Origin of the sequence: Euzebya rosea, from assembly GCF_003073135.1 — a bacterium.
GTDB classification, from domain to species: Bacteria; Actinomycetota; Nitriliruptoria; order Euzebyales; family Euzebyaceae; genus Euzebya; species Euzebya rosea.
In genome coordinates, this window is the sequence record NZ_PGDQ01000001.1 from 23,777 (window position 1) to 45,004 (window position 21,228).

A 21,228-nucleotide genomic window follows, 5' to 3' on the forward strand; every position below is an offset into this window, starting at 1 on the left:
GCGCTGAGTCCCCGAAAGACGAGCTGAGGGCTCCGCTTGGCTGGGTCAGTGGCTCCTCACCAGTGCACCTCCTGCGGCTCGCACTCCGCGTGCGCCGCAGGTTCGGTCTGGATGGTGGCGTGGGTGATGCCGTGGTCGTGCTCCAGCAGGTCACGGGCCAGATGCAGGACGTCATGGCTGTCCGCGCCGGGTGACATCTCCAGGTGCACCGACACGACGTCCATGCCCGAGGTCAGGGTCCAGACGTGCAGGTCGTGCACGCGCTCGACACCGTCGAGGGCAGCCAGTGCCGATTCCAGCGCATCGACGTCCATCCCCTCGGGCGCGGCCTGGATGAGGATGCGCAGGGCCTTGCGACCCAGCCGGTAGGTGCGCGGAAGGACGAAGACGCCGATGCCCACCGCCAGGATCGGGTCGATGAGGGTGAACCCGGTCGTGTTGACGACGACGGCGGCGATGATCACGCCGACCGAGCCGAGCGTGTCGGCCAGGACCTCGAGGTAGGCACCCTCGATGTTGAGGGACTCCTCGGCACCCCGTCGCAGGATGGCGAAGGCGATCAGGTTGACGAGCAGGCCGATGGTGGCCACCACCAGCAGCGGCGTGCCGAGCACCTCGGGTGGGTCGGTCAGGCGGCCGACGGCCTCCCACAGGATCCAGCCGGCCGCACCGAACAGGAGCGCGGCGTTGGCCAGCGCGGCCAGGATCTCCAGCCGGTAGAACCCGAAGGTCCAGCGGGGCGACCGCTCCGCCCTGCTGGCCACCTGTATGGCCGCCAGCGCCATGCCCATGCCGAGCACGTCGGTGAACATGTGCGCCGCATCCGACAGCAGCGCCAGGGAGTTGGTGAGCAACCCGCCGACCAGCTCGACGACGAAGAACCCGCCGATGAGCGCCGTCGCGAGCAGGAGCCGACCGCGATGTGCCTCGCCCGCGTGCGCGGCCGAGGTGGTGCCGTGGTCGTGACCCATCCCCATCGACACCACGATATGGCCCGGCGCCGCCTCGACCACATCACGACGGCGCCCGATCGGTCCCGGGGTCAGCCGGTCTCGAAGTCGAGGAAGCGCAGCAGCTGCTCGCCGTACCCGCTCTTGGCCAGGTCGCCGGAGAACGCCTCGGCCTCGGCCAGGTGCCGCAGCTGGTCGGCGTCGATGAAGCCCTCCCGGTAGGCGGCCTCCTCCGGGGCGCCGATCAGCAAGCCCTTGCGCCGCTGCTGCCCGGCCACCCAGTTCTGGGCGTCGAGCATGGCGTCGAACGTGCCGACGTCGAACCAGTCGGTCGCGAAGGGCAGCTTGGCGACCTCCAGCTTCCCCTGCGACAGGTAGTGGTTGTTCACCGCGGTGATCTCGATCTCGCCGCGCGCGCTCGGCTCGATGGTGCGGGCGATCTCCACGACGGAGCTGTCGTAGAAGTACAGGCCCGGGACCATGTAGCTCGACGGCGGGTCGGCGGGCTTCTCGTGCACCGCGACGACCGAGCCGTCCTCGCCGAACTCCAGCACCCCGTAGCGCTCGGGGTCGGGCACCCACAGCCCGAACACGACTGCCCCGTCGGGGGAGGTGTAGCGCTGCAGCTGCTCGCCCAGGCCGTAGCCGTAGAAGATGTTGTCGCCGAGGATCAGCGCGACGTCGTCGTCACCGATGAAGTCCGCACCGACCACGAACGCGTCGGCCAGGCCCCGTGGCTCGGTCTGGACCGCGTAGGAGAAGGCGCAGCCCCACGCAGACCCGTCGCCCAGCAACGCCCGGAACGCGTCGATCTGCTCGGGTGTGGAGATCACCAGGATCTCGTTGATGCCCGCGTGCAGCAGCGTGGTGACGGGGTAGTACACCAGCGGCTTGTCGTAGACGTGCATGAGCTGCTTGGACGTGCCACGGCTGGCCGGGCCCAGGCGGGTGGCCCGCCCGCCGGCGAGGATGATGCCTTTCATGGCATCGGGTTGTACCAACAACGGGACGGTGTTGCCCCCTGTGCGATCGCCCCGGGCACCTTGACACCGGCGGTACGTTGCCCCTGAGCCAACTTCACCCACAGGAGGGCGCCTGCATGGGACACCGAGCCGATCGCATCCGCAACGTGGCGCTGGTGGGTCACGCCGGCAACGGCAAGACGACGCTGGCCGAGGCCATGCTGTACCGGGCGGGGGTGGTCACCCGCCTCGGCCGGGTGGAGGACGGCACGGCGACGACCGACGCCGAGCCCGAGGAACACAGCCGCACGCAGTCCGTGCGGCTTTCCGTTGTCCCGATCGACCATCGCGTCGGGTCAGACGACTACCGGATCAACTTGATCGACACCCCCGGCTACGCCGACTTCCGCGAGGAGGCCCTGACCGGCCTGCGGATCGCCGACCTGGCGGTCTTCGTCGTCGACGCCACGGCGGGTGTGCAGACCGGCGACATGCTGCTGTGGCGCGCCGCCGCAGCCATGGACCGTCCACGGATGGTGTTCGTCAACAAGATGGACCGCACCCGGGCGTCCTACGAACGGGCCGTCGCCCACGTGCGCGAGCACTTCGGCGACGGCTTCGAGCTCGTGGAGATCCCCATCGGCGAGGAAGCAGCTTTCCACGGGGTGGCGGACCTGATCACCGAGCACGCCTTCCTGTACGACAGCGGGCGCGCCGTGGAGACCGACGAGCTGCCGCCCGAGATCGCCGAACGGGAGCACGCCGCCCACGAGGCGCTGGTCGAGGACGTCGTGGAGACCCAGGACTCGCTGCTCGAGGCGTACCTCGAGGGGGTGGAGCCCACCCCCGCCGAGCTCGAGGCAGCGCTGCACGAGGGCGTGGACGCCGGGACGGTCTTCCCGGTCATGTGCGGGTCCGCGGCCGCCTCCCGGGACGACGGCTCGATCGAGCCGATCGGTGTCGACCGGCTGCTGGAGTTCATCTGCCACGTCGGCCCGGCGCCCGCCGACCTGCCGGGCACGGAGGTCGTCATCGCCGACGACCTGTTCCAGATGCCCGTCGACCCCGACGGCCCGCTGCTCCTGCAGGTCTTCGCAACCCGCAGCGACGACTACGTCGGCCAGATCACGATGTTCAAGGTGCTCAGCGGCACCCTGCGGGCCGACGACGTCGTGGTCAACGTGCGCACCGGCGAGAAGGAACGCATGCACGGCCTGCTCGCCACGAGGGGCAGCGAGCACATTCCCGTCCAGACCGTCGTCGCCGGTGACATCGCCGGAGTGACCAAGCTCGGTGACGTGCGTACCGGCGACACGCTCGAGGACGGCAACCGGGGCTGGGTGGTCCCGCTGCCCGACCCCGTCCCGCCGGTCCACGGGGTCGCGCTGGTCGCCGCCAGCCCGCAGGACGAGGACAAGATGGGCGGCGCCCTCCACAAGCTGCTGGCCGAGGACCGGTCGCTGCGGCTGGAACGCAACGACGAGACGCACCAGACGATCCTGTGGGGCGCCGGTGACACCCACCTCCAGGTGGTGCTGGACCGGATGGCCCGGCGGTACGGCGTCAGGCTGGAGACCGAGCCGGTCAGGGTCGCCTACCGCGAGACCATCACCCGCACGGTGGAGGTCGAGGGACGGCACAAGAAGCAGTCGGGCGGTCGCGGCCAGTTCGGCGTCGCCAACGTCCGCTTCGAACCCCTCCCGCCGGGCGAGGGGTACGTGTTCGAGTCCGAGGTGGTCGGCGGAGCCATCCCCAAGTCGCTGGTCCCCGCCGTCGGGGCGGGGATCGCCGAGGCCATGGCGAGGGGCGGCACCCACGGGTTCCCGCTGGTGGACCTCAAGGCCACGGTGACCGACGGCAAGTACCACTCCGTGGACTCCGACGAGATGAGCTTCAGGATGGCCGGCGCCCTCGCGCTGAAGGAGGCGTTGCCCGACGCCGGCACCGTCGTGCTCGAACCCATCAGCCACCTGGAGGTGACCGTCCCCGGCGAGCTGCAGGGCGAGGTGATGGGGGACCTGCAGCAACGTCGCGGCCAGCTCGAGGGCACCGAGCTCGGCAACGGCGGAGAGGTGATCGTCCTCGCGTCGGTCCCGACCTCGGAGATCCTTCGGTACGCCATCGACCTGCGGTCCTTCACCCACGGCCGGGGTCGGTTCGTCGCCCGGCACGACCGCTACCAGCCGTTGCCCGCGCACCTGGTCAGCCGGCTGACCGAGGGATGAGCCGACCGGACGGGGTGGGCGTGGCCCCGTCCGCCCCTCCCGGCCGGACAGCATCGCCGGATCGGCCGGCCCGATACCCTGCGTTGGATTGCCGAGTCGAACCCTGGCTCGGTCAGCAGCACCCTCAAGGAGCACGTCGACGTGCGCATCTTCGTCACCGGTGGGGCCGGCTTCATCGGCTCGAACTTCATCCGCTACGCCATGGCACAGGACAGCGATGTTCGGATCACGAACTTCGACAAGCTGACCTACGCCGGCAACCCCGCCAACCTGGCCGACCTCGCTGACGACCCGCGGTACGACTTCGTCAAGGGCGACATCTGTGACGGCGACCACCTGCGCGAGGTCCTGCCGGGGCACGACGCGGTGGTCAACTTCGCCGCGGAGTCCCATGTCGACCGGTCCATCACCGGGGGCGCGGAGTTCATGGTCGCCAACGTCGTCGGCGCGCAGACGATCTTCGACGTGGCGCGCAAGGCCGAGATCGGCAACTTCCTGCACATCTCCACCGACGAGGTCTACGGCTCGGTGGAGGAGCCCGACAGCTTCCGCGAGGGCGACGGCCTGGAGCCCAACTCGCCGTACTCGGTGTCCAAGGCGGCGGCCGACCTGCTGGCCCGCGCCTACAACGTGACCTACGGCTACCCGGTGACGGTGACCCGCACGGCCAACAACTTCGGGCCGTACCACTACCCCGAGAAGGTCATCCCGCTGTTCGTGTCCAACCTGATCGACGGCAAGAACGTGCCGTTGTACGGCGAGGGGCAGAACATCCGCGACTGGACCTACGTCATCGACAACGCTGCTGCCCAGTGGCTGGTCCTGACCCAGGGCACGCCGGGCGAGGTCTACAACGTCGGTGCCGGCAACGAGATCACCAACAAGCAGCTGACCTACGCCATCCTCGAGCGGTTCGGGCTGACCGGCGAGGCCGCCGACGCACGCATCGACTTCGTGGCCGACCGTCCGGGCCACGACCTGCGCTACAGCGTCGACACCACCAAGGTCCGCGAGCTCGGCTGGACGCCGGGCCACACCTTCGAGGAGGCGCTGGACGCCACCATCGCGTGGTACCGCGCCAACGAGGCCTGGTGGCGTCCCCTCAAGGAGGCCGGCGCGTCGGACCGTCGGGGGCTGGTCCGCCAGTGAAGGTCCTGATCACCGGGGCCAGCGGACAGCTGGGCCACGACCTGCAGCGCGCGTTCGCCGACGACCACGTCGTCGCGCTGGACCGTGCGTCGCTGGACGTGACCCGCGAGGCCGACGTGCAGGCCGCCGTCGCCGACCACCGTCCGGACCTCGTCGTCCACTCCGCCGCGTTCACCAAGGTCGACGCCTGCGAGACCGAGTCCGAGACGGCCTGGCAGGTCAACGCCACCGCCAGCTGGTGGGTGGCCCGTGCCTGCGAGACCGTCGACGCCGCCATGGTCTACATCTCCTCCGACTACGTCTTCGACGGCACGCTCGGCCGGCCCTACACCGAGTTCGACACCGTCAACCCACGGTCGATGTACGGTCGCTCCAAGGAGGCCGGCGAGCAGCTCGTCCGGCGTGCCCTCGACCGCCACTACATCGTGCGGACCTCGTGGGTGCACGGCGCCAACGGCGGGAACTTCGCCAAGACGATGCTGCGGCTGGGCCGCGAACGCGGGGCGGTCAGCGTGGTCGACGACCAGTGCGGGTCGCCCACGTTCACCTTCGACCTGGCACCGCAGATCCGCCGGCTGGCCGCCAGCGGCCGGCCCGGGACCTACCACCTGACCAACCGCGGCCACTGCACCTGGTTCGAGTTCGCCGCCGCGATCTTCGCCGAGGCCGGTCTGGACGTCGACCTGACCCCGACCGACACGGCGTCCTTCGGGGCCCCCGCGCACCGTCCGGCCTACTCGGTGCTCGACAACCTGATGGCCCGCCAGGTCGGCCTGCCCGACATGCCGCACTGGCAGGACTCCCTGAAGGTGCTGCTGCAGGAGATCGCGTGACCCACGCCGACCGGCCCTCCTCGCGGACGGCCGTCGTGGTGGTCAACCACAACACCCGGGACGACCTGCTGACCTGCCTGGACAGCTTGGGCGACGCGGGTGCCGACGAGATCGTCGTGGTCGACTCGGGGTCCGACGACGGGTCCCTCACGGCGGTGTCCCAGCGCCACCCCGACGTGCAACGGGTGGCCCTGCCGAACCTGGGCTTCGGTCGTGCGGCCAACGTCGGCGTGCGCGCGTGCGAGGCCGAGGTCGTCGTCGTCACCAACGCCGACACGGTCTTCACCCCGGGATCGATCGCGCGGCTCGGGGCCTACGTGCTCGACCGTCCCGACGTCGGTGCCGCGGGACCCAAGGTGGTGTTCCCCGACGGGCGCCTGCAGCTGTCCGCGCGGGCGTTCCCCGACATCCCGACCGCGATCGGGCATGCGCTGCTCGGGCTGGTCTGGCGCGACAACCCCTGGACCCGGCGGTACCGCCTGACCGACTGGGACCACGAGAGCGAACGCGACGTCGACTGGTTGTCGGGCTGCTGCGTGGCGCTCCGCCGGACCGCCTTCGAGGAGGTCGACGGCTTCGACCCGGCCTACTTCATGTTCGTGGAGGACGTCGACCTGTGCTGGCGCCTCGGCACGGCCGGCTGGCGCGTCGTCTTCACGCCGGTGGCCGAGGTGCAGCACGCCGTCGGCGGGTCGGTGGGGCGCAAGCGGGTCCGCATGGTCGCCGAACACGCCCGTTCGCTGGACCGTTTCTTCGCGCGCCGCTACCGCACGGGCCTGCTGACCCGCGGCCTGATCCGCCTCGGCCTGCTCGGCTGGGCCGGCTCGGTCATCGCCTGGTCCCAGCTCCGCGGTCGCACCCACGGCCAGGCCGCCTGACCGTCCCTCCCCTCCGCCTGGGCGTTTCGGTCCCCGGGGGTGCGGCCGGCACCGGCCTGGCTGATGGATCTTGACCCACTCGGGGCCGTCGGGTGGCCGACATGGGTCACGATCCGTCGGCTGGACGCAGGGTTCGAGGCCGTAGGGGCGACCGTTGGGTACGAATCCGTCTGCGCCTGGGTCAAGATCCGTCGGGCGGGGGGTCGGGGGGTCGGGGGTCGGGGGTCGGGGTGGCCGTCCGGGCGTATCGGTCGGATGACCGGCAGCGTCACAGCTGACGAGCGGCCATGATCCCGCTCGAGGGCCTTGACAACGTGAGTCACACTAAGGCTCAGTACTTCACTGCCGTTAACAACAGTCACATGCGAATCACCGCCACCCTTCCCCGTGTGCGCCGCGCGACCCTGCTGGTCGTGATGGCGCTTGCTTGCGTGTTCGCGTCCGTGCCGACAGCCATGGCCGGGCAGGGGGCACCGCCGACGACGGACCTCACCGGCTACGTCGACCGGACCCCGCCGCCGGCCCAGTTCGCCCAGGGGGGATGCATGCCGGCAGGTGGCAGCGCGATCCCCGACCCCGAGCTGCCCGGCGGGGAGTTCGTCCTCGTGGGCGGTGGCTGGGGCCACGGCGCGGGGATGAGCCAGTACGGCGCCCAGGGCGCGGGGTTGCTCGGGTGCACGGCGACCCAGATCCTCACCACCTACTTCCCGGGCACGACCATCCAGGCCGTCCCGCAGCCCGACCTCGTGGTCATCGGCCTGGGCACCGGGATGCCGAAGGCCACCTACACCGCAGAGCGCGGCACGATCCCCTACCGCCTGTGCCACTACCAGAGCGGGGAGTGCACCGACCTGCCGACCAGCCAGCCCGAGGGCAGCACATGGCGGGTCGACGTCACCCCCGAGGCGACCTACCGCATCACCGACACCGGCAACGGCGCGGTCGTCTGGGAGGGCGGGGACAAGGAGTGGAACCTCCGCACCGTCCTCAGCCCCGACCCGTCGGTGAACCGCCGCGTGCACGTCGCCGAGGTCGGCCACACCTACCGCTGGGGAACCCTCCAGCTGGACTCGGTCCTGACGGGCGCCTCCGAGGCGTACCTGACGCTCGAGTTCACCGACATGGACCTGTACCTGCGCGGCCTGGCGGAGGTGCCGATCTCGTGGCCCGACGCGACCCTGCAGGCCCAGGTCATCAGCGGTCGGTCCTACGCCCTGGCCCGCATCCAGGCCCTCGGCATCCGCACGGACTGCCGGTGCCACCTGTACTCCACACCCCGTGACCAGAACTACGAGGGGTGGGACCTGGAGTCCGCCGACAGCCAGGGCAAGTGGGTCAACGCCGTCAACGCCACGTCCGGGCAGATCTTGACCCACAACGGCAGCATCGCCGAGACCTTCTACTCCTCCAGCCACGGTGGCCACTCCGAGTCCTCCCGATTCGTCTTCGGCGGCGAGCTGCCCTACGTGCAGCCCGTGGACGACAGCCGTTGGGACCTGGCCAGCAGCAACCCGCTGCGCCGCTGGACGGCCGCCTTCACCGCCGACGAGCTCGGGAGCCGCGCGGGAGTGGGGAGGGCCACGTCGATGCGCCTGCTCGAGCCCCGCGGTGCCGCCGGTCGCATCGGCTCGCCGAGCCGTGGCTACGGTGGCGTGGAGGTCACCGGGACCACCGGCACCGTCGTGCTCTCCGGTGACCAGCTGAAGTCCCGGCTCGGCCTTCGCTCGACGCTCGTCGACGTGCGCAGCCAGCCCGGTGGTGGTGGGCCCGACCCCGAGCCGACCCCATCACCCACCCCGACCCCCAGCCCACAGCCGCCCCCCGGTGAGGTGCCCGACAGCATCGCCCGGGTCGCGGCCAGCGACCGGATCGGCACCGCCGTCCAGGTCTCTGCCTTCGGCTGGGACGCCGCGTCGGATGTCGTGATCGCCGCCTCCGATAGGTTCCCCGACGCCCTTGCCGGCGTCGCGCTCGCTGCCAGCCTCGAGGCGCCGCTGCTGCTGTCGAGCACCGCCGAGCTGTCACCGGCCACCGAAGTGGAGATCCGCCGGCTGGGGGCCACGACCGCATGGCTGCTGGGCGGCAACAGCGCCCTGTCGACCGCCGTGCGTGGTGACCTGGCGGACATGGGGCTGACCACACGACGCCTCGCCGGCGACAACCGGTTGGAAACGGCGGCCGCCATCGCCGGCGCCGCCGTCGGGACCGCCGACGAGGTCACGCTGGCCCCGGCCGGGGACTGGCCCGACGCCGTGAGCGCATCCTCCCTGGCGGCGTTGGTCGACGGCCCGCCGACCCTGCTGTCGGGCCGCGACCGGGTCGAGGACGCCACCATCGACGCGCTGGAGGACCTGGGCGCCCGCACCGTCACGATCATCGGCGGCACGGCCGTCATCGGACCGTCGGTGGTCAGCCAGCTCGAGGGCCTCGGGTACGAGGTCCGACGCCTGGCCGGCTCCAACCGGTTCTCGACGTCCACCGCCGTCGCCGACGAGGCGCTGGCACAGCGCACCGGGGACGTCACGCTCGTGATCGCCTCGGCCTCCGGCTTCGCCGACGCGCTGCCGGCGGGCGCGCTGGCCGCCCGGCGGTCGGGCGTGCTCGTCCTGGCGCCGAGGGACTCGATGGCCGACGCCCCGGACGTCGCCAGGTTCGTGGAGTCCCGGGTCAGCCGGGTTGCCGACGGCGTCGTCGTGGGCGGCACCGGCGTGATCTCGACGACGGTGGAGACCCAGCTGGAGCAGGTGCTGGCCCGGCGGTGACCGTCGGTCCCGCCGACGTCGGCGTCATCGTCCCGGCCCGCCACGCCGCGGGCACGCTGGCCCGAGCCGTCGAGTCGGCGCTGGGCGAGGGCGTGGGGGCCGTCGTGATCGCGGTCGACCCGGCCGATGCCCCCACCGGTCGTGCCGCTGCGGGCCTGGCGGAGGCGTATCCGTCGGTCAGCGTCGTGGACAACCCGGGCGGGGCGACCCCCACCGGTCTCAACGCCGGGATCGCGGCCCTGCCACACCGGGTGGTCGCGAGGCTGGATGCCCACGCGACGTTTCGTCCCGGCTACGTGCGTGCGGCCCTGACCGCGTTGGAGGAGGGTGCGGCGGTCGTCGGGGGACTGCAGCGTTCGGTCGGCACGTCCCCGGTCGGCCGCGCCACCGCAGCAGCCATGGGTACCTGGCTCGGGTCGGGCGGGGCACGGCACCGGACGGGCGCCACCTCGGGGCCGAGCGAGACCGCCTACCTCGGGGTCTTCGATCGTGCGTGGCTGGACCGTGTCGGTGGCTACGACCCCTCCCTGGCCCGCAACCAGGACTACGAGATCTGCCACCGGATCGAGCAGGCCGGTGGCCTGGTCTGGTTCACCCCGGACATGGAGGCCACCCACGAGCCCCGCGACAGGTGGATCGACCTGGCCGCGCAGTACCACGACTTCGGCCGCTGGAAGCGCCATGTCATGGCCACCGCGCCCGGGTCGATCCAGCCTCGTCAGCTGGCCGCCCCGGCGCTGGTGCTGGGGTTGATCGGTTCGGTCGTCCTGGCCGGTCGTCGGCCGTGGCTGGCATCCGTCGTCCCCTCGGCATGGCTGCTCGCCGTCGCCGCGACCGCCGCGACCGCCGACCCGGCGGCCGGCGATCCGGCGGCTGGCGATCCGGCGGCTGGCGATCCGGCGGCTGGCGATCCGGCGGCTGGCGATCCGGCCGGCGATCCGGCCGGGGCCGACCGGTCGACGGCGGGCGATCGTGTCCGGATCGGCGTGGCGCTGGCGGTGATGCACCTCGCGTGGGGCGCCGGCTTCTGGCGGGGCGGTCGTGGAGGGGATCGTCGCTCGGCGGGTCGCCTCAGCGCTCGTTGTGGCAGCTGACCGGATCCGGGGCCACGGCGACGACGTCGCATGCCTGCTCGCGCGTGGCGTCCGACACGCCCGGGGGGGAGGTCGTTTCCACCTCGAGGCCAGCGATCCCGACCGTGCTGTCGGGCTCCTGCGCCGGGGGTTCGCTGCTGAGGTACACCCTGGGGACGTCGATCACGTCGGGGCGACCATCGTCGGGAGCCCCCCTCGGGGGGTCGTCGACCCGTTGCCCGGACGGGGGTTGGATGGTGGACGCCTCCCGCTGATGGTCGACCGGGGCGGACTGCGTGGCCGCAGGGGATGCCGACCCCGGCCTGCGGTGGGTCAGCGTGGACGTGACCGCCCCCTCGGGTGACGAAGCCCGTTCGGAGATCGCGATGTCGCTGCCGGCGATGCCCCCAGCGATCGCGGCGACCACCGCGACGGGTGCGAGCACCATGGCGACGGTCGACACGTCCGCTCGAAGGACGTCGGCCACCTGCGTGCGCCAGGTCAGCACCTGCACGGGGACGACCCCACGCAGCGATCGGGCGAACGCCGTCCGTCGGGCGCGTCCACGCGCCCGGTGGATGCGGACCTTGATCGCGCCCACGGAGGTGCCGAACTCGCGAGCGATCTCGGCGAGCGGTCGGCCGTCCATGTAGTGCGCGCGCAGCATGGCCGCGTCGCTGCCGTTGACGTGGGACAGCAGGGCGTCCACATCGATGCGGGTCGTGACGGACTCGGCGTGGTCGGCCTGGGCGAACCGCGCGGGCACCTCGGCCATCGACGACTCGCGGTGGACGACCGGACGGCGCAGCGCGCTGATGGCGGTGTTGCGCGCGACGGTGGCCAGCCACGGGGCCAGCCGATCCCGGTCCCACAACCGCTCGGCGTGCTGGAACAGCGTGGCGAACGTCTCGCTGGTCAGGTCATCGGCCATCCCTCGTGGGCCGTGCGCCACGCAGACGCGGTGCACCAACGAGCGGTGGCGGTGGTAGAGCAGTGCGAAGGCGTCCTCGTCCCCGCCTGCGGCATGGCGGAGGAGGGCGCCGTCGTCGATCTCGTTCGGCGCGGGCCAGGGGGCGGTCATCGGCGGACCCACGAGGTGGCGGCGTACAGGGGCATCCCTGTTGAGTTCGCCGTGCAACCCATGTTTCCTCCCGACGCCCAGAACTTCTGCCCCGGATGTCGGATCAGGGCTCGGGGGAGGCGGCCAGGACGTCTCGGTACACCTGCCTGATCCGTTCGTCGGGCCAGCCGAAGCGCTCGCGGACGGCGTCCGCCCCGCGCACCGCAGCCTCCCTGAGGGCCGGATCGGTTGCGGTGGCCAGGCCACGAGCCAGCTGGTCGACATGGCCCGGGGGGACCAGCACCACGCCCGGCAGCCTCCCGACGACCTCGGCGGTACCGGGCAGGTTCGAGGCCACGACGGGTACCCCGACCGCCAGGTACTCCAGCACCTTCGTCGGGAGGGACCGTCGGTACGCGGGGTGGTCGGTCAACGGACAGGCTGCGACCTCGGCCACGGCCACCCGCCGCAGCGCGTCGGGCAACGCCATCCAGCCGTGGACCTCCAATGCCACGCCGAGCGCGTCGGCTCGGCGCCGCAGGGTGTCGGCGAGGTCCGGCGCACACCGACCGATCAGGTGCAGGGGCCGCCCGGGCAGCCCCGAGGCCACGGCGTCCAGCAGCACGACCACGCCTCGGGCCGTGGTCACGTCCCCGAGGTAGACGACCCCGCCCTCGGTGGTGCTGCGCGTCGGTGACGGCAGGACGTCGACGAGCAGGTGGTTCGGCAGCACCGGGTGGGCACGTCGGAAGTCGCGGGCGTACCCCTCCTCGGCCAGCGTGACCACGACCCACCGCTCGACCATGTGCAGGAGCCGGCGGGTCAGCCAGGGCCCCACGCGGGCCCGAACGGCCGTGGCCGGCGATCGTCCACCGGTCGCCGGCTCGGTGACCCGACGGGACAGGCCCGCACGGACCGGCAGGTCCTCGTGCACGTCGAACACCACCGGTATCCGGCGCAGCAGCCGGGCCACCAGCGCGACGGGCAGCAGCTCGGGGTCGTGGATGGAGACGAGGTCCACGTCACCTCGCAGCATCTCGCGCAGCGCGGCGATCGCCCTGCGCGGTCTCGAGCCCCTCAGCACCACCGGGTCGATCCCCCACGTGTCGCTCGGGCCGGGGGCACGCGTCGCCAGCCGGACCGCGACGTCCTTCGCCAGGCTGGCCGCGGTCTTGTACCGGATGCGTGGGTCGTCGGGTGGGTGCACGGTCGTGACCACTAGCACCCGAGGGCGGGAGGGGGACGTCGGGCTCACCACGGGGCCGGCGTGATGAGGACGGGATCCGGCAGCGGTCCCTCGGGGCCGATGACCACGACGCGCTTCGGGCGGTAGCGTCGCTCCACGGCGTCCATTCGGGACCGCCGCAGGGCGTCTGCGTTGAGGCCGAACCGCGCGTAGTCCGTGGCGGGGGGCACCCACTCGATGACCTGATCGGCCATGTCGCCCGGGAGGGGGGTGTCGACCAGCCAGACCGAACGGACCGGCACGTCGGACAGGCCGTCGACGGCACGACGGAGCCTGGCCGGGTCACATCCCACGGCGACGACCAGGACGACCGGATGGTCCAGCGGGCCGGGCACGCGGACCCGTCCGCCGGTCGGGCCGTCCAGTCCCGGCCAGCGCCCGCGAATCCGGGCCACGACGTCGCGCAGCCGGTCGGCCAACCCGCCGGGCAACGCCGCCAGCAGCAGGCCGTAGACCGTGCGAAGTCCCGTCCGGACAGCGCTCGGCATCGTCGGACTGCTCATGCGACGGGCTTCCTGCCGGGGTGGCGGGTCAGCTCCCTGATCAGGTCCGCTGCGCGGGTCGCCCCCTGCGGGACCGGTCGTGCGGCCATGCGTTCGACCAGCGCCGAACGGTCGTCCAGCGCCTTGTCGAGCGCCGCCTCTGGGCCCGATCCACCCTCACCGGCTCGGCCGGACGCTCCCGTCGAGTCCCACAGCACCGCCAGGCCCTGCTGCTCCAGGCCGGCTGCGCGGGCCAGCTGGTCGTCCACCGCAGCTGCTGGGTTCGGCACCAGGATCGACGGCGTCCGACAGGCCACCGCCTCGACGACGGAGTTGTATCCGGCAGCGAGGACCGCGACGTCGAAGGCCGCCAACGCCGGGGCCAGCGGGTACCGCTGGCGGACCAGCGCCCCCCGCACGGTGGGCGGCGACACGAGGGGAGAGGCGGCGACCACCGGGACCAGTCCCCGATCGCGCATGGCGGTCACCAACGGCCCGGCGGTGTGGGCAAGTGGACCTGCCAGGCCAGTTCCCAGGGAAATCAGGCCGTAGCGCTGGTCAGCGGGCAGCCCCAGGTCGGCCACCGCCTGATCCCGGGTTCGCAGGTCCCGGTGGTCGTGCAGCAGGACGGGGCCGACCCCCCGGACGGGGACACCGTCGGAGGAGCCCGCCACGACCACGGCTGTCGGGTCGTCGTCGCCGACAGCACGGTCCACCTCGCCGGGTTCGACCACCATCGAGAAGCCCGCGGCCGTCGCGGCAGGTCGGGCGTCGGCCCGCCATCGTCCTCGGCGGACCCAGGCGAACGGCGGCGCATCCTCCTCCGCCATGACCTGTCGCACCCCCCGGTACGGGGCGACGCCGTCGAAGACCACCGCCGAGACGTGATGGACCTCGATCAGGTGGCGCAGCTGGTCGGCGAGCAGTCGTTGCCAGTGCCACCGCTCGAGCGGGGTCGAGGCGTAGGACGGGATGTGCTCGACCAGGAACCCCATCCGCCGGAGCGGGTCGATCAGCGGCGAGAGGACGCACAGGATGGGCATGGCCCCTGCCTCGCCCAGTCGACGAGCGATGGCGGCGGCACGGGTCATGTGCCCCAGGCCCATCCCGTTGGAGGGGACGAACAGGACACGCGGCCCGTCGGCCCTGCCGATCACGTCCCCCGAGGTCACATCCGGTTGGCGCGGACCCACTCGATGGTGCGCATCAGTCCGTCGTCGATGTCGACCTCGGGCTTCCAGTCGAGCTCGCGGCGGGCGATCGTCGTGTCCGGCTGGCGGACCTTCGGGTCGTCGACCGGCATCGGCTCGTGGACGATGCCCGGCGACACGCCGGCCAGCTTCTGGATGCGCTGGGCGACCTCGAGGATGGTCATCTCGTGCTGGTTGCCGATGTTGACCGGGGTGGCGTCGTAGTCGCTGGACAGCAGGCGCAGCAACCCCTCCACCAGGTCGTCGACGTAGCACAGCGACCGGGTCTGCTGTCCGTCGCCGAACACCGTGAGGGGCTCGCCACGAAGGGTCTGCGCGATGAACGTGGGTACCGCACGCCCGTCGTCCATGCGCATCCTCGGCCCGAAGGTGTTGAAGATGCGCGGCACCCGCACCTCCATGTCGTGGGAGCGGTGGTAGGCGAAGGTCAGGGCCTCGGCGAAGCGCTTGGCCTCGTCGTAGACCCCTCGCGGGCCGATCGGGTTGACGTTGCCCCAGTAGGACTCCGGCTGCGGGTGGATGTCGGGATCGCCGTAGACCTCGCTGGTCGACGCCAGCATGAAGCGTGCGCCCTTGGCCCTGGCCAGCCCGAGCGCCTTGTGCGTGCCCAGCGCACCGACCTTCATGGTCTGGATCGGCAGCTTCAGGTAGTCGATCGGCGATGCGGGGGAGGCCCAGTGCAGCACGAAGTCCACCGACCCTCCGACGTGGATGTACTCCGTCACGTCGTAGCGCATGAACGAGAACCGGTCGTGGCCGAGCAGGTCCTCGATGTTGGACGCCGAGCCCGTCGACAGGTTGTCCATCACCACGACGCGTGCGCCGAGGTCCAGGAGGCGGTGGGAGAGGTGCGAACCGAGGAAGCCGGCCCCGCCGGTGATCACTGCGGTTGCGCCGTCGAAGACTGTCAGGTCGTAGGTCACGCGGGCGATCATACGGGTCGATGACGTCATGCCCCGACTTCGCCTGTGGCGAGCAGGGTGGTGTTGCAGCTACAACCGTGGTGTGCAGAAGGGAACCGACCAGTGAGCGACCAGACACCGCCGGGCTGGGGCAACCCGCCGCAGAACCCCACGCCATGGCAGGGGGGTCCCCCCGGTGGGCAGCCCCCCCAGCAGGGGTGGGGACAGCAGCCGCCCGCCCAACCCCAGGGTCAGCCGGGGGGCTACGGGACTCCCCCCGGACAGGCCCCGCCCGCCTACGGCCAGCAGCCCGCCTACGGGCAGCAGCCGCCCGGGTACTACAACCAGCCCGGGTCCGGATTCCAGCCGCCGCCCCCCAAGAAGTCCAACGTGGGCCTGATCGTCGGCCTCGTGCTGCTCGTCCTCGTGCTCGCCGGTGGTGGCCTCGCCGCGGTCCTGCTGGCCGGCGGTGACGACGACGTGGTCGACGCCGACACCGAGGCCACGGCATCCGAGCTCGGGGAGGCCGTCGACGACCTCAACAGCGACCTGGCCGACGAGGGGACCGAACCCGAGGTCCTCGACGACCTGCCGGCCGACGAGACCCCGACCGCCGTCCCCGGTGAGGACGCGTCGGTCTTCGAGCTGGCCGTCGGCGACTGCTACAACAGCCCGTCGACCAGCGACGAGGTGCAGTCCGTGGCCGTCGTCCCGTGTGACACACCCCACGACAGCGAGGTCTTCTTCCTCGTCGACCACCCCGACGACGGCACCGGGTTCCCGGGGCTCGAGCAGCTGAACACCTTCGCCGACGAGCAGTGCCAGGGACAGGCGTTCACCGACTACGTCGGTGTGGTGTGGGCCGAGTCACGGTTCTTCACCAGCCAGCTGACCCCCACGGAGGCGTCGTGGGAGCAGGGTGACCGCGAGATCGTCTGCCTGCTCTACGACCCGACCACCCAGCTCAACGCCTCGGTGCGCGGCTCGGGACAGTGACCGACGGCCATCGGTGGGCCGTCGTCGTGGCGGCCCGTGCCTGAGGCACAGCTGTTCGGCGGCGACGACGACCGCACTGCCGATGACACCCCGCCGGGCCCCCGGCGGGTGATGTCGGGTGCCGGCGCCGGGTCGGCCACGGCACCCCTCGCCGCCCGGCTGCGCCCCCGCACCCTCGACGAGGTCGTGGGCCAGCAGCACCTGATCGGACCGGAGGGGCCGATCCGCCGCACGATCGCGAGCGGCCGGTTGTCCTCCATGGTCCTGTGGGGGCCACCGGGGACCGGCAAGACCACCCTTGCGGGGGTCATCGCGGCCGAGGCCAACGCCGAGATGATCGTCCTGTCGGCCGTCACGGCCGGCGTCAAGGACGTGCGCGCGGCCGTCGTCGAGGGCCGGGAACGGCTGCGACGGACCCAGCGCCGCACGATCCTGTTCGTCGACGAGATCCACCGCTTCAACAAGTCCCAGCAGGACGCGCTGCTGCCGTCGGTCGAGGCGGGCGACGTCGTGCTGATCGGGGCCACGACGGAGAACCCCTCCTTCGAGGTCAACGCCGCGTTGTTGTCGCGCAGCATCCTCTACCGGCTGGCGCCGCTGGAGCCCGAGGACCTCTCGGTGCTGCTCGACCGGGGCCTGGCCGACCCGGGCCTGGAGGGGGTCACCGCCACCGACGACGCGCGCGCCGCGCTGCTCCATGCCGCCGACGGCGATGCGAGGGTGCTGCTGACCGGGCTGGACGCGGCGGCCGCGCTGGCGGTGGGCACCGAGGACGGGGAGATCACCCCCGAGATGGTGCAGTCCGCGCTGGCACAGCCCCACCTGCGCTACGACAAGGCGGGCGACAACCACTACGACCAGGTCAGCGCGTTCATCAAGTCGATGCGCGGGTCGGATCCGGATGCGGCGATGTACTGGCTGACCCGCATGCTGGCGGAGGGGGAGGACCCGCGCTTCCTCGCACGGCGGATGGTGATCCTCGCCAGCGAGGACATCGGGCTGGCCCATCCCCAGGCGCTGGCCGTGTCCGTGGCGGCCTTCGAGGCGCTGGACCGCGTCGGGCTGCCCGAGGCCCGCTTCGCGCTGTCCCAGGCCTGCATCCACCTCGCCCTGGCGCCCAAGTCCAACGCGGTCACGCGGGCCATGGCGAAGGCGGACGCGGAGGTCGAGCGGTTGGGCAACGCCCCGGTGCCGGCGTCGTTGCGCGACGCCCACTACAAGGGCGCCAAGCGCCTCGGCCACGGCGTGGGGTACGCCTATCCCCACGACGACGAGCGTGGCTGGGTCGACCAGCAGTACGGACCCGACGGCCTGCGGCGCATCTACGAACCCGGCGACCACGGCGCCGAACCGACCCTCAACTCCTGGCGCGACAGCCGCTGATCCCCCTCGGTGTGTCGTCGAACCGGCCACCCGTCGTGGTTCGCCGACACACATCGGGTTAGCCTGCCCGACGATGCGCGCCCTGATCCTGGCGGGTGGCCGTGGCACACGGCTGCGTCCGCTCACCCACCTCATCCCCAAGCCGCTGGTCCCCTTCATGGGTGACCCCTACGCCCACGGCCTGCTCCGGCGACTGGTCGATGCGGGCGTCACCCGCGCCACCTTCCTGGTCGGGCGCGACGCCGCCCCGTTCCAACCGCTGGTCGACGCGGCGCCGCAGCTGGGCCTCGAGATCGACGTCGCGACCGAGGAGATGGCGCTCGACACCGCCGGAGCGGTCCGCCGTGCCCTCGCCGACGAGCCCGACGAACCCGTCCTGGTCTGCAACGGTGACGTCCTGACCGACGTCGACCTGCGCCGCATCATCGACAGCCACGTCCGGTCGGGCGCCGTCGCCACGCTGACCCTGCACGAGGTTGCCGACACCTCCGCGTTCGGTGTGGTCGTGCGCAACGGCGAGGGAATGGTGCGCCGGTTCGTGGAGAAGCCCCAGCCGGGCACGGTGCCCGACAACACCATCAACGCCGGCACCTACGTCCTGCAGCCCCGGCTGTTCGGCCACTTCCCCGGCGACGGACCGTTGTCGTTCGAGCGCCAGGTCTTCCCGGGCCTGCTGGACGCCGGGGAGAGGATGCTCGGCGTCAACGACGACGCGTACTGGCAGGACCTCGGTACGCCGGCCCGCTACCTCGAGGGCCACCGGGCCGTGATCGACGGCGAGTGCGCCTGGCCGCTGGCCGAGGGCATGGTCGTGGTCGAGGGGCAGTCGGCCATCCACCCCAGCGCGGTGGTCGACGAGACCGCGGTGGTGCGGTTCGGCTCCGTGGTGGGACCGCGGTGCCGCGTGGGTGCGGGCGCGGTGCTGCAGGGGGCGGTGCTGCACGAGGAGGTGGAGGTGCACGACGCCGCCGTCATCAGCGACGCCCTCGTCGGGGCGTTGTCGGAGATCGGTACGGGCGTCGTCGTGCCGAAGGGCAGCGTGCTGGGCATCCGCACCTACCTCGGCACCCGCTGACCCGTCCACGCCGCCGAGCCGGTGGCGTGTCGGGTTCCTGCGGCGGGCGGCCCGGAACCCGACAGGGGTCAGTCAGCGGCGACCAGGTCCGGGGCTGCCGTGGCGAAGGTGGCCGGGCAGCCGTCGCTGATCAGCGAGCGGATCTCCTCGCCGAACTCGTCGGACAGCTTGTCGGTGTCGGCCATCAGCGCCACGAGCTCGACGAACTCGATGAACGGGGTGTCGGGCTCGCCGTCGCCGTTGGTGTCCTTGCCGCGTCGGATGTCGCACACCGACTGGATCACCGTGTCGGTCAACGTGTTGTTGTCCGTCGGCAGGAAGACCGCACCGCCGAACCGGCCCGACATCATCGATGCCGCCAGCACGTAGGCGTAGTTGTCGCTGTCGCGGCCGCCGCCGAGCGCCACGCCCGAGGCGTAGACCTCCGTGTCGGGGATGAGGGTGTCCTCGCCGCCGAACCGCTGGATCATCTCGCGGCCGAACTGGCTGACCGCCGCCCCCGTCGCGATGCGGGTGTCGCCGCCCCAACGGCAGGTCCAGCGCGGGGTCTGGGTGCCGTCGGGGTTGGAGTTGGCGCAGAACTGCCGCCACGGGTTGGAGGTGTCGTCGGTCAGCTCCGCCCCGGGGCCGCCGAATGCGTACCCGCCGGTGTTGGCGTACTCACGGATCGACCGGAGGGTGTCGCTGGAGATCACCGTCTGCCCCCCGATGAACTGGATGGCCTGCGGACGCAGTGCGTCGAGCGCCGCCAGGGTGGCCGCGGGGGCATCGCCCGTCGCGCCGGTCAGCAGGACCGGGAAGCCCCACAGCGCACCGACCTGCCCGGCCAGCACCGCGTCGGGCCAGTTGTCCTGGTTGGCCATCAGCACCATGTTGGTGTCGGGGAACCCGGGGTTGCGGGCGGCGAAGTCCTGCGTGCGTCGTCGCACCTCCAGCGCAACTGCTGCGGCGGTGTCGACGCGGGTCGGGCCGGACAGGCGCTGGGCGTCGTAGCCGAGCTCGCGCAGGTGGTCCATGACCCCCTCGTCGATCGCGGCGGTGCCCCCGAGGACGTACACGGGGAACCCGCGCGGCACGGTGCGGATCAGCTCCTGCTTCGTGGCCGCGGCAAGCCGGGTGTGGTCCTGGCCGAGGGCCGGGCCGGAGGTGGGGGAGTAGGTGAAGAGCAGCGGCCCCTGGCCGAAGCCGAGGGAGGAGCCGGCCAGGGCGTCGGCGAAGTTGTCGTCGCGCACGATCACGGCCCACTGGCCGGTGTAGGGCTCGAACTCCAGCGTGGACAGGTCGTTGAAGACGAACTGGCTGATCGCCACGGCCTGGCTGACCGGCTCCGTGCCCCCGATGCCGCAGGCCACCCGCGCCACGACGACCTCCACACCGGTTTCCGACGGAACGTCGCAGAACGGGTTCTCGTCGCCGCGGGGCATACGGACGGAGGCGTCGGAGTCGGGCCAGCGGTCCATCGCCACCGCGGCGCCCTCGGTCTGCTCGTAGGTCATCTGCACGCTGTAGCGCACGTCGGGGCTGTCGGGGATGCAGCTCGGCTGCAGGACGAAGTCGATGCCCTGGAAGCTGGGATCGAGCTCGACCTGCGCGTCGCAGGCGGCGACCGGCCCGCCGCTGCCGTCGGTGATGCTGCGCACCAGGCTGTTGCCGTCGTGGAACAGCCGCAGCACGAGCTCGGGGGCGGCATCACCGTCGGTGGACAGCGCGACCTGCAGCGCCGTGTCGTCGTTGCTCCACGACGCGTCCTGCAGCGGGTTGTTGCCCGCCGCGAACACGGTGGTCAGGCGGATGGGCTCACCCTGCGGGAACTCCGCCGACGGGTCGGTGTCGGGGTACTGCAGGCAGGTCCCCACGATGTCGGCGATGTCCACGCCGCCGGCGTCACCTCCCGGATCGGCGAAGCAGCCGAAGGATGCGAACTCCTCGGCGCTGGCCGGGAACGCGGTCAGGACCCCCATGGTGAGGAGGACCACGAGCAGGGATGCGGTACGGCGATGTGGTGCAGACATGTGTCGAACCTGTGACGTCGGAGGCCAAT

At 71.8% G+C, this 21,228-nt stretch carries 17 protein-coding genes; 9 read left to right on the plus strand and 8 right to left on the minus strand.

Going from position 1 to position 21,228, the window contains the following annotated elements:
- Positions 1–56: 56 nt before the first annotated feature.
- Both CUC05_RS00110 and rfbA read right to left on the minus strand, forming a co-directional pair.
- Entirely contained in the window at positions 57–977 is a 921-nt protein-coding gene (locus CUC05_RS00110; RefSeq protein ID WP_108664325.1) for a cation diffusion facilitator family transporter, read from the minus strand.
- Positions 978–1,042: 65 nt separating this feature from the next.
- Positions 1,043–1,933: a glucose-1-phosphate thymidylyltransferase RfbA gene (gene rfbA, locus CUC05_RS00115; RefSeq protein WP_108664049.1), complete on the minus strand. Its 891-nt coding sequence runs from the start codon at positions 1,931–1,933 to the stop codon at positions 1,043–1,045.
- 116 nt (positions 1,934–2,049) lie between these two features.
- On the opposite strand from rfbA, the gene CUC05_RS00120 reads away from it, so the two are divergent.
- From CUC05_RS00120 to CUC05_RS00145, 6 genes are all read left to right on the plus strand, one after another.
- Positions 2,050–4,137 carry an elongation factor G gene (locus tag CUC05_RS00120; protein ID WP_108664050.1) on the plus strand — a complete coding sequence of 696 codons (2,088 nt, stop codon included), beginning with the start codon at positions 2,050–2,052 and terminating at the stop codon, positions 4,135–4,137.
- A 141-nt stretch (positions 4,138–4,278) separates the two neighbouring features.
- Positions 4,279–5,286, plus strand: a complete 1,008-nt coding sequence (gene rfbB / locus CUC05_RS00125; protein ID WP_108664051.1) for a dTDP-glucose 4,6-dehydratase — start codon at positions 4,279–4,281, stop codon at positions 5,284–5,286.
- A complete protein-coding gene (rfbD, locus tag CUC05_RS00130; RefSeq protein WP_108664052.1) occupies positions 5,283–6,119 on the plus strand; it encodes a dTDP-4-dehydrorhamnose reductase in 837 nt (278 codons plus the stop codon). Before rfbB ends, rfbD begins: the two co-directional genes overlap by 4 nt.
- Positions 6,116–6,997, plus strand: coding sequence for a glycosyltransferase family 2 protein (locus tag CUC05_RS00135; RefSeq protein WP_157965027.1), 882 nt, complete (start codon positions 6,116–6,118; stop codon positions 6,995–6,997). The genes rfbD and CUC05_RS00135 overlap by 4 nt, the downstream gene beginning before the upstream one ends.
- Before the next feature lie 362 nt (positions 6,998–7,359).
- Entirely contained in the window at positions 7,360–9,759 is a 2,400-nt protein-coding gene (locus CUC05_RS00140; RefSeq protein ID WP_108664053.1) for a cell wall-binding repeat-containing protein, read from the plus strand.
- On the plus strand, positions 9,756–10,853 hold the full coding sequence (locus CUC05_RS00145; RefSeq protein WP_108664054.1) for a glycosyltransferase: 1,098 nt from the start codon (positions 9,756–9,758) through the stop codon (positions 10,851–10,853). The genes CUC05_RS00140 and CUC05_RS00145 overlap by 4 nt, the downstream gene beginning before the upstream one ends.
- On the opposite strand, the gene CUC05_RS00150 is transcribed toward CUC05_RS00145, so the two are convergent.
- The 5 genes from CUC05_RS00150 to CUC05_RS00165 all read right to left on the minus strand — a co-directional run bounded on the left by CUC05_RS00150 (position 10,831) and on the right by CUC05_RS00165 (position 15,754).
- Entirely contained in the window at positions 10,831–11,913 is a 1,083-nt protein-coding gene (locus tag CUC05_RS00150) for an RNA polymerase sigma factor (protein ID WP_170127870.1), read from the minus strand. The genes CUC05_RS00145 and CUC05_RS00150 overlap by 23 nt on opposite strands.
- Before the next feature lie 103 nt (positions 11,914–12,016).
- The gene (locus CUC05_RS00155; protein ID WP_157965028.1) at positions 12,017–13,099 is read right to left on the minus strand and encodes a glycosyltransferase; all 1,083 of its coding nucleotides are present in this window, start codon (positions 13,097–13,099) and stop codon (positions 12,017–12,019) included.
- A 44-nt stretch (positions 13,100–13,143) separates the two neighbouring features.
- Positions 13,144–13,641 (minus strand): hypothetical protein, encoded by a 498-nt coding sequence (locus CUC05_RS24360; RefSeq protein ID WP_157965029.1) that lies wholly within the window; start codon positions 13,639–13,641, stop codon positions 13,144–13,146.
- Positions 13,638–14,777 (minus strand): glycosyltransferase, encoded by a 1,140-nt coding sequence (locus tag CUC05_RS00160; RefSeq protein ID WP_157965030.1) that lies wholly within the window; start codon positions 14,775–14,777, stop codon positions 13,638–13,640. The genes CUC05_RS24360 and CUC05_RS00160 overlap by 4 nt, the downstream gene beginning before the upstream one ends.
- 11 nt (positions 14,778–14,788) lie before the next feature.
- On the minus strand, positions 14,789–15,754 hold the full coding sequence (locus tag CUC05_RS00165) for a UDP-glucuronic acid decarboxylase family protein (RefSeq protein ID WP_205712051.1): 966 nt from the start codon (positions 15,752–15,754) through the stop codon (positions 14,789–14,791).
- Between the two features lie 102 nt (positions 15,755–15,856).
- Here CUC05_RS00165 and CUC05_RS00170 point away from each other — a divergent pair, with 102 nt between their 5' ends.
- From CUC05_RS00170 to CUC05_RS00180, 3 genes are all read left to right on the plus strand, one after another.
- Positions 15,857–16,729, plus strand: a complete 873-nt coding sequence (locus tag CUC05_RS00170) for a septum formation family protein (RefSeq protein WP_157965031.1) — start codon at positions 15,857–15,859, stop codon at positions 16,727–16,729.
- Positions 16,730–16,765: 36 nt separating this feature from the next.
- The gene (locus CUC05_RS00175) at positions 16,766–18,112 is read left to right on the plus strand and encodes a replication-associated recombination protein A (RefSeq protein ID WP_205712052.1); all 1,347 of its coding nucleotides are present in this window, start codon (positions 16,766–16,768) and stop codon (positions 18,110–18,112) included.
- Between the two features lie 73 nt (positions 18,113–18,185).
- A complete protein-coding gene (locus CUC05_RS00180) occupies positions 18,186–19,187 on the plus strand; it encodes a nucleotidyltransferase family protein (protein WP_108664060.1) in 1,002 nt (333 codons plus the stop codon).
- 68 nt (positions 19,188–19,255) lie between these two features.
- Here CUC05_RS00180 and CUC05_RS00185 read toward each other — a convergent pair whose 3' ends face one another.
- A complete protein-coding gene (locus CUC05_RS00185) occupies positions 19,256–21,199 on the minus strand; it encodes a cell wall-binding repeat-containing protein (protein WP_108664061.1) in 1,944 nt (647 codons plus the stop codon).
- Positions 21,200–21,228: the final 29 nt, after the last annotated feature.

Excerpts from the sequence above, each read along its gene's own strand:
- CUC05_RS00150 (WP_170127870.1), bottom strand. The coding sequence starts at position 11,913 with ATGACCGCCCCCTGGCCCGCGCCGAACGAGATCGACGACGGCGCCCTC.
- CUC05_RS24360 (WP_157965029.1), bottom strand. The coding sequence starts at position 13,641 with ATGAGCAGTCCGACGATGCCGAGCGCTGTCCGGACGGGACTTCGCACG.
- CUC05_RS00140 (WP_108664053.1), top strand. The coding sequence starts at position 7,360 with ATGCGAATCACCGCCACCCTTCCCCGTGTGCGCCGCGCGACCCTGCTG.
- CUC05_RS00110 (WP_108664325.1), bottom strand. The coding sequence starts at position 977 with ATGGGGATGGGTCACGACCACGGCACCACCTCGGCCGCGCACGCGGGC.
- CUC05_RS00185 (WP_108664061.1), bottom strand. The coding sequence starts at position 21,199 with ATGTCTGCACCACATCGCCGTACCGCATCCCTGCTCGTGGTCCTCCTC.
- CUC05_RS00120 (WP_108664050.1), top strand. The coding sequence starts at position 2,050 with ATGGGACACCGAGCCGATCGCATCCGCAACGTGGCGCTGGTGGGTCAC.
- CUC05_RS00180 (WP_108664060.1), top strand. The coding sequence starts at position 18,186 with ATGCGCGCCCTGATCCTGGCGGGTGGCCGTGGCACACGGCTGCGTCCG.
- rfbA (WP_108664049.1), bottom strand. The coding sequence starts at position 1,933 with ATGAAAGGCATCATCCTCGCCGGCGGGCGGGCCACCCGCCTGGGCCCG.